This window comes from Sphingomonas sp., assembly GCF_035317925.1.
Lineage (GTDB): Bacteria > Pseudomonadota > Alphaproteobacteria > Sphingomonadales > Sphingomonadaceae > Sphingomonas_I.
This window is the reverse complement of record NZ_DATHFV010000194.1, coordinates 1-12224: the sequence shown is the minus strand read 5'-3', so window position 1 is coordinate 12224 and position 12224 is coordinate 1. Positions and strand designations below refer to the sequence as shown.

The 12224-nt window shown below is 64.0% G+C and carries 11 protein-coding genes; 6 read left to right on the top strand and 5 right to left on the bottom strand.

Annotated features, from left to right (window positions below; translation table 11 throughout):
• Positions 1-7: 7 nt before the first annotated feature.
• The gene (locus VK533_RS14415; RefSeq protein WP_324378849.1) at positions 8-2320 is read right to left on the bottom strand and encodes an LPS-assembly protein LptD; all 2313 of its coding nucleotides are present in this window, start codon (positions 2318-2320) and stop codon (positions 8-10) included.
• A gap of 122 nt (positions 2321-2442) precedes the next feature.
• Between VK533_RS14415 and VK533_RS14410 the strand changes: the two genes are divergently transcribed.
• The 3 genes from VK533_RS14410 to ndk all read left to right on the top strand — a co-directional run bounded on the left by VK533_RS14410 (position 2443) and on the right by ndk (position 6176).
• Positions 2443-3906 carry a leucyl aminopeptidase gene (locus tag VK533_RS14410; protein ID WP_324378847.1) on the top strand — a complete coding sequence of 488 codons (1464 nt, stop codon included), beginning with the start codon at positions 2443-2445 and terminating at the stop codon, positions 3904-3906.
• A gap of 388 nt (positions 3907-4294) precedes the next feature.
• Entirely contained in the window at positions 4295-5665 is a 1371-nt protein-coding gene (locus VK533_RS14405) for a peroxidase family protein (RefSeq protein WP_324378845.1), read from the top strand.
• Between the two features lie 88 nt (positions 5666-5753).
• Positions 5754-6176, top strand: coding sequence for a nucleoside-diphosphate kinase (gene ndk, locus VK533_RS14400; RefSeq protein ID WP_324378843.1), 423 nt, complete (start codon positions 5754-5756; stop codon positions 6174-6176).
• Positions 6177-6326: 150 nt separating this feature from the next.
• On the opposite strand, the gene VK533_RS14395 is transcribed toward ndk, so the two are convergent.
• From VK533_RS14395 to purM, 4 genes are read right to left on the bottom strand one after another with little or no spacing between them, the layout of a single operon-like run.
• Positions 6327-6959, bottom strand: coding sequence for a hypothetical protein (locus VK533_RS14395; RefSeq protein WP_324378842.1), 633 nt, complete (start codon positions 6957-6959; stop codon positions 6327-6329).
• Complete coding sequence (locus VK533_RS14390) at positions 6959-7330, bottom strand: MmcQ/YjbR family DNA-binding protein (RefSeq protein WP_324378840.1); 372 nt, start codon at positions 7328-7330, stop codon at positions 6959-6961. The genes VK533_RS14395 and VK533_RS14390 overlap by 1 nt, the downstream gene beginning before the upstream one ends.
• A complete protein-coding gene (gene purN / locus VK533_RS14385; protein WP_324378838.1) occupies positions 7327-7905 on the bottom strand; it encodes a phosphoribosylglycinamide formyltransferase in 579 nt (192 codons plus the stop codon). Before purN ends, VK533_RS14390 begins: the two co-directional genes overlap by 4 nt.
• The gene (gene purM / locus VK533_RS14380; RefSeq protein WP_324378836.1) at positions 7898-8989 is read right to left on the bottom strand and encodes a phosphoribosylformylglycinamidine cyclo-ligase; all 1092 of its coding nucleotides are present in this window, start codon (positions 8987-8989) and stop codon (positions 7898-7900) included. Before purM ends, purN begins: the two co-directional genes overlap by 8 nt.
• 61 nt (positions 8990-9050) lie before the next feature.
• Between purM and VK533_RS14375 the strand changes: the two genes are divergently transcribed.
• The 3 genes from VK533_RS14375 to ppk1 all read left to right on the top strand — a co-directional run.
• On the top strand, positions 9051-10253 hold the full coding sequence (locus tag VK533_RS14375) for a heavy-metal-associated domain-containing protein (protein WP_324378834.1): 1203 nt from the start codon (positions 9051-9053) through the stop codon (positions 10251-10253).
• Positions 10250-10870: an HdaA/DnaA family protein gene (locus VK533_RS14370; RefSeq protein WP_324378832.1), complete on the top strand. Its 621-nt coding sequence runs from the start codon at positions 10250-10252 to the stop codon at positions 10868-10870. The genes VK533_RS14375 and VK533_RS14370 overlap by 4 nt, the downstream gene beginning before the upstream one ends.
• 9 nt (positions 10871-10879) lie before the next feature.
• Positions 10880-12224: polyphosphate kinase 1 (ppk1, locus tag VK533_RS14365; protein ID WP_324378830.1), on the top strand; the 1345-nt coding region annotated here is incomplete at its 3' end.

Below are 12224 nucleotides of genomic sequence, written 5' to 3'. Positions count from 1 at the left end.
CGCACGCTTAGCGGCCTAAATTCTTCAAGGCCAGCCGCAAGCTGAACGTGCTGCCGCGTCGCGCGTCGCCCGTTTGGTCATAATCCTTGCGCCAGGTCACCCCCAGCGAGATGCACTCATTCTCGTAGAGCAGTCCCAGCCGATCGCGCACCGGCTGATAGCCGTCGGCCATGGAGGTCGGGTCGTCCTTGTGCGTGGTCAGATCGATCACGGTCGACCCGAATACCGACCAGTAGCGCGCCAGCTGGACGCGCGCGCCCAGCCGGACCTCGGACAGATCGCGCAGATCCTCGATCGACGTATCGATGTTGCGATTGAACTTGAGATAGCCGACTTCGACATAGGTGTTGTGGCTGCCGACGGTGGCGTCGATTTCGTTGCGCCGCACCGCCAGATTGTCCTTGTCGAGGCGGAAGCGCTCGGTCACCTCGATCAGGCTGCCGTACTTCACGGTCACCCGGCCGACATAGTCGGAGAAGCGATCGGACAGGCCGGTGCCGGGCGGCAGGATGGTCGGTTCGCTGCTCAGCCGATAGCTTTGCCCCACGATCGCGCGGATATCGAGTTTGGGGCGCGTGTAATTCCACTCGCCACCATAGGTAACGCGGCTCGAATCTTCCCACCGGTCATAGCCGGAGAAGCGGTTGAGCGCGAAAAGGTTGGAATCCTCTAGGTCGACCGAACGTGAATCTTCGTCCGGAATGTCCAGATTCTTGACGTGGGGTTCCGCCACGATCTGGACGCGCGGTACGATCTGCTGGGTGCCGCCGAACAATTCGCCGACGAACGGCCAGCGCATGTCGGCCGCGAGCGCGCCGATGCCACGCGCGTGCCAGCCGTCCACGCCGCGATAGAGCGGGGTCGTCGTCGCGGCGCTGTCGTCGGTGTGGTAGATGTCCGCGCGCGAATAAGCGGTGAAGGTCACTTCCTGACCGATCGGCGTCAGCGTGCGCAGGTCCCAGCGCAGCCCGGCGAAGGCACGTTGCGTGTCCTGCCCGTCGGTCCGGGTCAGCGCGAGGCTGTTAAGCTGCGCGGTGAAAATACCGCCGAGCACGGGATCGGCGAAGCGCCGGCGATAGTCGATCGCGGGCAAGGCGATCGGCTGCTGGCCTTCGCGATAATTGTTGGTGGGCCCGCCGACGGTGGTCGTGGGTGCCCGCAAATCCTGCACGAACCAGCCCGCGATCGAAAGATAGCTATCCTCGTCGATCCGCTCCGCCTTCAGCGTCGAACGCAACCGATCGTCGTTCGAGATATAATAGCGCTTCATGAAGGTGCGATCGGAAGCCAGCCGCAGCGCGCCATGGATCGTCCAATTAGGGTCGAGCTGCCAGGTGCCGTTGGCGTCGATATAGCCGCGGAAATCCTTGTCCGTCTCCGCCACCGGTGTGGCGATGCCGGTACCGGCGGTTGCCGGGAGGCGCGAACCGTAGGTGACCATGCCGCTTACCTGATAGGCGCCACGCTCGGTCAGCGCGCGATATTGCGCCTCCAGTGCGGGCAGCACCGCGGTGTAGAGATGCGGTGTGATCGTCAGATCGCGATTGGTGCCGAGCTGAAGATAATAAGGCAGGTCGATCTCGACGCCGTTGCTCTTGTTGACCTGGAAATTGGGCAGGAGCAGGCCCGAGCTGCCCTGGCCCGTGTCCGATCCGTCGGGATGCGAGAATGCCGGCAGCGCCAGGATCGTCTGGCCGAATACGGTGAAGCGCGCATCGCGGTAGCTGATGCGGTGCTTGCCTTCGTCCACGATCACACGGACGGCGGTGATCTGCCACGACGGACGCTTGGGGCAGCCGCTATCGTCCTCGACCTTGCAGGGCGAATAAGCGGCATGGTTGAGCGTCGTGATCTCGCCTTTGCGCTCGCCATGCTTGGCCGCGAGCCGCCCGCCATTGGCTAGCACCAGCAGCATATTGTCGGCGACCCCGTCATGCAGCTCGTCGGTCAGCGTGACATTGTCGCCATAGGCCGTGTCGCCGTTGGCATTGACCACTGCGACATTGCCGATCGCGCGCACTTCGCCGCTCTGGCGGTTCCAGACGACCTTGTCCGCGCGCAGCCGCGCGCCGTTGCGGAACATGCGGACATCGCCGGTCGCGGTGACGATATCGGCATCATTGTCATAATCGAGCTGGGCCGAGGAGAAGGTGACCTCATCCTCAGGCGCGGCCTGCGATTCCTTGGTGGGAGACGGCGGCTGGACGCTGGGGGTCTTGGTCAGATCCTGCGCGTGCGCGGATATGCTCCAGGCAGCGATGACCGCCGCCAGCGGTGCTGTCGCGACGCGTGTCCGTCCCCAGCTTGTACGCCGCTGCATGGGCCGCGGCCCTATCGTGGCTTTGCACGCGCGGCAATCGCTCAAAACTGCGCTTCGTCGCCTTTGACAGCGTAGGAGGGGAGCCTAATAGGCATGGCAATCCAGCTCGAAAGGCCTGTTTCTTGCTCACCATCTCCTTCCGCACCGACCGTCCTTCCGATGCGCGCTCGCTCGCTCTGCCCATCGCCAAGGACGAACCGGTCGACGGCCATGTGCCCGCCGAACTGGTCGATATCGCTCGCGCCGCGTCCGCCAGTTTCTCGGGCGAGCCGGGCAGCATCGTCGACCTGCACGGCCGCGTCGACGGCGCGGTCCGCCGCATCCTGCTGGTCGGCACGGGTGCCGATCTCGCCGCCGAAAAGGCGGGCGGGGCGCTCGTCGCCAAGCTGCTCACCTCGGGCGAGACCGGTCTGGTGATCGATGTCACCGGCATCGATTCGGCCCATCGCGCTAACTTTGCCGCGCGCATCGCGCAGGCGGCGATGCTGCGCAGCTGGCGCTTCGATCTCTATCGCACCAAGCTGCCCGAAAAGCAGAAGCCGACGCTGACCGCAATCGAGATCGTGGTCGGCGATGCCCTCGCCGCCGCCGAAGCCGCCTGGGCGCCGCTCAGGGCGGTGGCCGAGGGCGTCGATCTCACCCGTACCCTCGTCACCCTGCCCGCCAATATCCTCTATCCCGAGACCTTCGTGGAGCATTGTCAGGAGCTCAGGGGGCTCGGCATCGAGATCGAGGTGCTCGACGAAGCCGCGATGCGCAAGCTCGGCATGGGCGCGCTGCTCGGCGTCTCGCAAGGCTCGATCCGCGAGGCGCGCCTGCTCTGCCTGAAGTGGGACGGCACCGGTGGCAAGGCCGATCCGGTCGCCTTCGTCGGCAAAGGCGTGACCTTCGATACCGGCGGCATCAGTCTCAAGCCCGGTCCCGGCATGGAAGACATGAAATGGGACATGGGCGGCGCCGGCGCGGTCGCGGGGGCGATGAAGGCGCTCGCGCTGCGCAAGGCCAAGGCGCACGTCATTGGCGTGTGCGGGCTCGTCGAGAACATGCCCGACGGCAATGCGCAGCGTCCGGGCGACGTGGTAACCACCGCATCGGGCCAGACGGTCGAAGTGCTCAACACCGATGCCGAGGGGCGGCTGGTGCTGTGCGATGCGATCTGGTGGGTACAGCAGGCCTACCATCCCAAGACGATCATCGATCTCGCGACCCTGACCGGCGCGATGATCGTCAGCCTCGGCCACGAACATGGCGGCATCTTCGCCAATGACGACGCGCTGGCCGATCAGATATTGTCCGCTGGCAAGGCGGTCGAGGAGAAGCTCTGGCGGATGCCGATGGGCAAGGCCTACGACAAGATGATCGACTCGCCGATCGCCGACATGAAGAATATCGGCCCGCGCGAAGCCGGATCGATCACCGCCGCCCAGTTCATCGCCCGCTTCGTCGACGAAGGCGTCAAATGGGCGCATCTCGACATTGCCGGCATGGTGTGGGCCTCCAAGCCCGGCACTTTGTGGGACAAGGGTGCGACGGGTTACGGGGTGCGCCTGCTGGATCAATATGTGAAGGACGTGCTGGAGAAGTGAGCGTGCGTCGATCGTTAGGTCGGATCCAATCTGCTGCTGTTTGGGCGGCAGTCTGCAGCATCTGATCAACGCAAGCCCTCATCGACGCAATCCAGTCCTACACGGATAACTTTATCCGTTACGGTAGCGTCTTCTTGTAGCGTCTTGTTCGGCCAGATAAGCGGATACCCAGATCATTCGCTGGGGGCGCATGGGCGGAATAGTCGACATACTGACTTCAGCGGCGCGAGGGCTTGCCGGCGAGTGGCCGTGGTTTGCACGCCAGGTAAATCGCATCCTAGTTAACCGGATCGTGGAGCGGACCCGCAACCGGCCGCATCCATGGAGCACAAAGTTTGACTATGTTACCTGGGCCGGCCTTTCGGATCGGACCTATAGCGCCCGCCATTTGCCCGCGATCGACATCCCGAACCAACCGTCCGACACGATTGCTGCTGATCTGTTCCGACGAATCGACCCGCAACAGACGCTGTGCGTCAAATCCACGATGCTTTTTCCGGCGTTCGCCCAATATCTGACAGATAGTTTCATCCGAACCATGGTGTCGAATATCGATGCTGATACGGATCGGCGTCGCACTACTTCCAACCACGACCTCGACATGTGCGCGCTCTACGGTCGAAATGACGGGCAGACGCGCGCTCTGCGCCGATTGAACACCGTTGCCGGCGAGCGCGGGCGGCTCAAGTCACAGCTTATCGGTGGCGAGGAATGGCCGCCCTTCATGTTCGACGCGGCCGGCCAGCTCAAACCCGAATTCCACGCGCTTGATGAGCCATTGGGTCTGGACAAAGTTCCCGTAGCGGGACGCCCGACCCTGTTCGCCGTTGGAGGCGATCGCGCCAATGCAAATGTCCAGGTGTCGATGCTCAACACGCTGTTTCTGCGCGAGCATAACCGGCTCGCCCATGTGATTGAAACAAAGAATCCCGCTTGGGACGATGATCATGTGTTCGAGATTACGCGGAACGTCATAATTGTGATGTTCATAAAGCTAGTGGTCGAAGAATATATTAATCACATTTCTCCAGCCGGTGGTCTGTTCAGGGCGGATCCTGAGGTTGCTTGGGATGCGAGCTGGAATCGGCCCAATTGGATCACGGCCGAATTCAGTCTGCTCTATCGTTGGCATTCGCTGGTTCCCGATACGATGAGCTGGAACGGACAGCGGATCGGAACCGACACACTCCGGTTCAACAATCCGCTGCTGATTTCCGCTGGGCTACGTAATGCCGTTACATGGTTGAGCTCGGAACCAGCCGCAGCGCTAGGGATGGGGAACACCGCCTCGTACTTGATTGATGTTGAGTTGAAAGCAATCCAGCAAGGGCGCACCAACCGCATTGCCAGCTACAATGCCTATCGCGTGGCGATGTCGCTCAAGCCGCGCAAATCAGTTGACGAGATTAGCTCCAATCCCGAAATTCGGCGGCGACTTGCAGCTGCTTATCCGGGCGGCGTTGATACAGTCGATTTCTATGTTGGGCTGTTCGCCGAGGATAGGGTCAAGAATTCGCCGCTGCCCGAACTAATCCTAACGATGGTCGCGGTTGATGCCTTCTCGCAGGCTTTGACCAATCCCTTGCTCTCGCGCCATATTTGGGGCGACGAAAAGACCCAGCTGAATGCCTTCACGGCAGAAGGGCTCGATGCGATCACTAAGACGCCGACATTGGCGGCGCTGATAGGCCGCAATGTTCCCAGTGGCGCCAGCGATGCGTTCATTGCCATGACCCGCAAGGACTGGAAGCGGCGCTAAGCTGCGATCGGCTGGTTGCGCGGCGGCTGCGGTACGGCTAGAGGCGCGCCGACTTCCACACATTTCAACATGGAGCAATGGCATCGCCATGGCGACGACCCGCACCTTTTCGATCATCAAGCCCGACGCCACCCGCCGTAACATCACCGGCGCGGTCACCAAGATGCTGGAGGAAGCCGGCCTGCGCGTCGTTGCCTCCAAGCGCATCCAGATGACCACCGAGCAGGCCGAGGGCTTCTATGCCGTCCACCGCGAGCGCCCCTTCTTCGGCGATCTCGTCAGCTTCATGATCTCGGGCCCGGTCGTGGTCCAGGTCCTCGAAGGCGACGATGCCGTGAAGCGCAACCGCGACATCATGGGCGCGACCAACCCGGCCAATGCCGACGCCGGCACGATCCGCAAGGAACTGGCCGAGTCGATCGAGGCCAACACCGTCCACGGTTCGGACAGCGAAGAGAATGCGGCGATCGAAATCGCTTACTTCTTCAAGCCGGAAGAGATTGTCGGCTGATCCAGTAAGCCCAGCGCTTTTCGAAGGGGCTCGCCGCAAGGCGGGCCCCTTTTCTTTTATCGTCTGCTGAACTTGTTTCAGCATCCACCCATCCTCACGCTCGGCGCTTGTTGGGCGTTGGACCCTGAAACAAGTTCAGGGTGACGATAATTATTTCTTCGGCGCCATCCTCGTCGCCCACGAGGCATCGATCCTTTTCTGGCCGACATCGTCGCTCGATACCGGCCCGGTGCGTGACAATCCCCGCAGATGCACATCGGTCCCGCCGATCAGGCTGTGGCTGGTGACGTAGCCGATCTCGTAGAGCGCGCGATCGATGTGCGCGTCGCCGTCGGTCAGATAATGCGTCTCGATCAGCACCGGCACGCGCGCGTCGCCTGGTGCCGTTTCCACGCCGGCCGCCTTGCGCGCGCTGACGAGAGCGCTTTCGAACCAGCTTTTCTCGATCCGCGCATCGCTGCTTGTTTCGGCGGGCGAGACGCCGAGCTTGGCGGGGAAATAGATGGTCTGGCTCTGGATCGCCTGTTCGTCGGCATGCGGCGCAAGCGCGAGCGTGCGGCCGTCCTTGTCCGCCGTCGCCTTCAGGATAAGGATTGTCGCTTTCTTGGCCGATTGCGCGCTTTCCTGTGCATGTTCGGCTTCGTTGGTCGTGCGTTCGCGATAGCTGTTCCACAGCGTCAGCGCGGAGATCACCAGCGCGAGCACCGCGACGAGCTCGCCCAGGTTGATCCAGCGACGGCGGACGCGTGCGGCCTCGGCGCGTTCCTGCGGCGTTTCGGCCATTAAATTCTCTCCTTCAGCTTCGGCGGCACGATCAGATCCCAGCTGATAGCGATCCGGTCGGCAATATGCTCCCAGTCGGTATCGGGCTGGTCGGCACGGATCGCGATCCAGCCGAACGGGCCAAGATAAGGCGGCCGGTAATAGAGATCGGGATCGGCCTCGATCAGCATCTCCTGCTCTTCGATGCCGCTCAATTTGACCATAACCGCCGTGCGCCCGTCGCGATGATGGTTGTGCCAGAACCAGGCGAAGATCTTGCCCTTCTCGATGAAGAAAGCGGGCATGCCGTGCGACAATTTCTCGGCGGCATGCGGCAAGGCGAGGCAGATCGTCCGCAGCCGTTCCAGATCGGCTTCGGGATCGGGGCTCATTTGCCCCGCACCAACTGGGCGAGCGCGGCCGGGTAGAGCTTATGCTCCTCGATCAGCACGCGCCCTGCGAGCGCGTCCGCATCGTCGCCCTCCAGGATCGGCACCTCGGCCTGCGCGAGGATCGGCCCGTCATCCAGCTCGGCGGTGACGATATGGACCGAGCAGCCGTGCTTGGCCTCACCCGCGTCGATCGCGCGCTGGTGCGTGTCGAGCCCCTTGTAGGCGGGCAGCAGGGAAGGGTGGATATTGACCATCCGCCCCGCCCATTTCTCGACGAAGCCGGGCGAGAGGAGGCGCATGTAACCGGCCAGCGCCACATATTCGACGCCGGCATCGCGCAGGGCGCCGTCGACCAGCGCGTCGAACTCGGCGCGCTTCAGGCCGATATGGCTCATCGCGAAGGTCGGGATATTGTTGGCGGCGGCGAAGGCCAGACCCGCCGCGTCGGGCACGTTGGAAACGACCAGGACCACCTCATAAGGGCAATCCGGCCGGCGTGCGGCCTCGATCAGCGAGGCCATGTTGGAGCCGCGCCCCGAGATCAGGATACCGACTTTGGCGCGGCGTTCAGCCATTGTGCGTGGCGGACCAGGCGGCACGCGCGCTCCAGGTTTCGGTCGAGCCGCGCACCGTGCAGCCGCGCACGCCGTCCGCGATCGCCCCGATCCCGAACACCGTCTCGCCCGCGGCCTGCAGTGCCGTGCTGACCTCGGCGACGTCGGCCGCGCGCACCGTAGCGACCATGCCGATGCCGCAATTGAAGGTTCGCGCCATTTCCTCGGGCTCGATCGCGCCCTGCGCCTGGAGGAACGCCATCAGCCGCGGCTGCGGCCACAGATCGGCATCGACCGTCGCGTGCAGCCCTTCGGGCAGGACGCGCGGGATATTTTCGAGCAGGCCGCCGCCGGTGATGTGCGCCAGCGCGCTGATCTTGCCCGCACGCACCAAAGGCAGCAGCGACCGCACATAGATGCGCGTCGGCTCCATCAACACATCGATCAGCAGCCGGTCCTGGTCGAACAAAGCGGGGCGATCGAGCTTCCAGCCCTTGTCCGCCGCCAGCCGCCGCACGAGCGAATAACCGTTCGAATGGACGCCCGACGAGGCAAGGCCGAGCAGAACGTCGCCCGATTCGACCTTCGTGCCGGTCAGCGCCTGCGCGCGCTCGACCGCGCCGACCGAGAAGCCGGCAAGGTCATAATCGCCTTCGGCATACATGCCCGGCATTTCCGCCGTCTCGCCGCCGATCAGCGCGCAGCCGGCGATCTGGCAGCCCTTGGCGATGCCCGCGATCACCTGCTCGGCGATACCGGTGTCGAGCTTGCCAGTCGCGAAATAGTCGAGGAAGAACAAGGGTTCGGCGCCCTGGACGATCAGATCGTTGACGCACATCGCGACCAGATCGATCCCGACCGTGTCGTGCCGCCCGCTGTCGATCGCGAGCTTGAGCTTGGTGCCGACCCCGTCATTGGCCGCGACCAGCAGCGGATCCTCATAGCCCGCCGCCTTGAGATCGAAGAAGCCGCCGAAGCCGCCAATCTCCGCATCCGCACCCGGACGCCGTGTCGCGCGCACCAGCGGCTTGATCGCATTCACCAGCGCGTTGCCCGCTGCGATCGAGACGCCGGCCTTGGCGTAGCTATAGGATTCCCCGGTCATGCGCCGCGACTATCCATATCCTGCTTGGAAATCCACGGGGCTTTCGCCACAAGGCGCAACCGTGACGCCCGCTCGCCGCATTTCCCTCATCGCCGGTTCGGTGGCCCTGCTGGGGCTGGCCGGGCTCGCTATCGCCCAGATTGCGGGCAACGATCGCGGCGTGCCGCCGATCGACAGCTCGGCCAATTACGAGGTCGGCAACGTCGCGGTCGACGTTTCCGCCAAGACCGCCGATCAGGCGCGCACCTTCGGCTGGCGGCTCGCGCAGCGCCGCGCGTGGAAGACTTTGTGGGCCAAGGTGAACAATCAGCCCGAGGCGAATGCGCCCAATCTAGGCGACGGTGCGCTCGATTCGATGGTTGCCGGGATTGAGGTCGAGGACGAGCAGATCGGCGCGCACCGCTATATCGCGCATCTCGGCGTTTTGTTCGATCGTAGCCGCGCCGCGCAGGCGCTTGGTCAGGCCCAGGCGGGCGTGCGCTCGGTGCCGATGCTGGTGATTCCGGTGATGTGGTCGGGCGGCGCGCCGCAAAGCTTCGAGCATCGCACCGAATGGCAGAAGGCTTGGGCGCGCTTCCGTTCGGGCGGCAGCCCGATCGATTATGTGCGGCCGGTCGGCACCGGGCTCGATCCGTTGGTGCTAAACGCGGCGCAGGCAGGGCGGCCCGGCCGTGGCCTGTGGCGCAATCTGCTCGACCAATATGGCGCATCCGATGTGGTGATGCCGACCGTCCAGCTCGTCCGCCAATATCCCGGCGGGCCGGTGGTGGCGCATTTCTCGGCGCTGCATGGGCCCGACGGCGACGTGATTGCGCGCTTCGATCTGAGCGCGTCCGACAGCGATCACCTGCCGCGCATGCTCGACGAAGGCGTACGGCGGATCGACGAGGCTTATGGTCAGGCGCTGCGTGACGGGCGGTTGCGAACCGATAGCTCGCTCATCGTGGAGCCTGCGGCGGTGCCGGCTCTTCCCGAGGAGCCGACGGTCGAGGCCGATTCGGCGATCGCGCTGGCGGGCGCGCCGTCCACCTTCCTGGTGCAGGTCGACACGCCCGACGATCCCGCTCTGGTCCAGATCCAGGCCAGCCTGCGCGCGCTGCCTGGGGTCAAGGCGGTCGCGACCGACAGCGTCGCGCTCGGCGGCATTTCGGTCCTGCGCGTTGCCTATGACGGCGATCCGCAGGTGTTCCGCACCGCGCTCGCCTCGGCCGGCTACACTGTCCAGGATACCGGCGGAGGCCTCCGCCTGACGCGGCCAAAATGAGCCAGATCGCGCTGCCGCTCGACTGGCCGGCGGGGGACAAGGAACAGGATTATCTGATTTCGGAGGCGAACCAGCCCCTGATCCGCCATTTCGAACATTGGTCTTTGTGGCCGGTGATGGCGACGATCCTGACCGGCCCGCGCAAATCGGGCCGCTCGCTTTTGGGGCGGATCGTCACGGGCAAGGCTGGCGGCGAGCTGATCGACAATGCCGAAGAGGCGGACGAGGAAGCGATCTTCCATGCCTGGAACCGCGCGCAGGAGCGCCGCCGCCCCCTGATCCTGATCGCCGACGCGCCGCCGCCGGCCTGGGAGGTGCGGCTGCCCGACCTCCGCTCGCGTCTCGCGGCGACGCCAGTGGTGCGGATCGAGGAGCCCGACGACGATCTGGCCGGGCAATTGATCGAGAAATTATGTCATGTGCGCGGGCTGGCGGCGCCGCCCGAGCTGGTCCGTTATCTCGTGCCGCGCATCGAACGCTCTTATTTCGGCGTGCATCGTGCGATCGATGCGCTCGACGAACTGGCCTACGAGCAGCGTCAGCGGCTGACCGTGCCCTTGGCCCGAAGGGCATTGGCGGCGGTCGGAGTCATCGACGAGTCACAAATCGAGGCGTAAGCTTTCCCGATGGACCAGCCGAACTCTGCACCGACCAACGACGACGAGCTTGTCGAGGGCTCGGACGAGCGGATCGCGCCAGCGGAGCGCTATTTCAATCGCGAATTGAGCTGGATCACGTTCAACCAGCGCGTGCTCGATGAGGCCTGCAATCCCGCGCACCCCTTGCTGGAACGGCTGCGCTTCCTGTCCATCTCGGGCAACAATCTCGACGAATTCTTCATGGTCCGTGTCGCGGGTCTCAAGGGCCAGCAATTGCAGGCGATCGAGGATCGTTCGCCCGATGGCATGACCACCGGGCAGCAGCTGACCGCGATCGCCCAGCGCGCCGATGAGCTGACCGACGTCCAGCAGAAGGTCTGGCTCACCTTGCGCGCCGATCTCGCCAAGGCCGGGATCGAGGTGCTCGAAAAGGAAGACCTCACCGGTGACATCGCCCAATGGTGCGAAGAGCATTTCCGCAACCAGATATTCCCGGTCCTGACGCCGCAGGCGCTCGACCCGGCGCATCCCTTTCCGTTCATTCCGAACAAGGGCTTCACGCTATTGTTCGATCTGAAGCGTCTGTCCGACGGCGAGCCGACGCAGGAACTGGTGATGCTGCCGGTGACGCTCAAGCGCTTCATCCGCCTGCCGGGCAGCCGGGCGCGCTACGTCACGATCGAGACGTTGATCCGCCGCTTCACCGACGTTCTGTTTCCCGGCTACCAGATGCTCGGCGACACCGCGTTCCGCGTCATCCGCGACAGCGATATCGAGATCGAGGAAGAAGCCGAGGATCTCGTCCGTTACTTCCAATCCGCGATCAAGCGCCGCCGCAAGGGCCGGATCATCCGGCTCGAACCGACCCCCAACATGCCGAAGTCGCTCGCGCGCCTGGTCAAGGAGGAGATTGGCGGCACCGAGGACGTGATCGTCGATACCTCGGAATTCCTCGCGGTCGGCGATCTGGCGGAGCTGGTCGACGAGGATCGGCCCGATCTCAAATTCCCGCCGTTCACCGCGCGTTTCCCCGAACGCATCCGCGAACATGGCGGCGATTGTTTCGCGGCGATCCGCTCCAAGGACATCGTCGTCCATCATCCGTACGAGACGTTCGACGTCGTGCTGGCCTTCCTCAAGCAGGCGGCGGGCGATCCGGACGTGGTCGCGATCAAGCAGACGCTCTATCGCGCGGGCAAGCAATCGGCGGTGATCCGTGCGCTGATCGACGCGGCCGATGCCGGCAAATCGGTCACCGCCGTGATCGAGCTTAAGGCGCGCTTCGACGAAGAGCAGAATATCAACTGGGCGGCCGAGCTCGAACGCGCAGTTGATATTCTGCTCTTCGTCGAAGCGCGCCTTAAGCTCGATC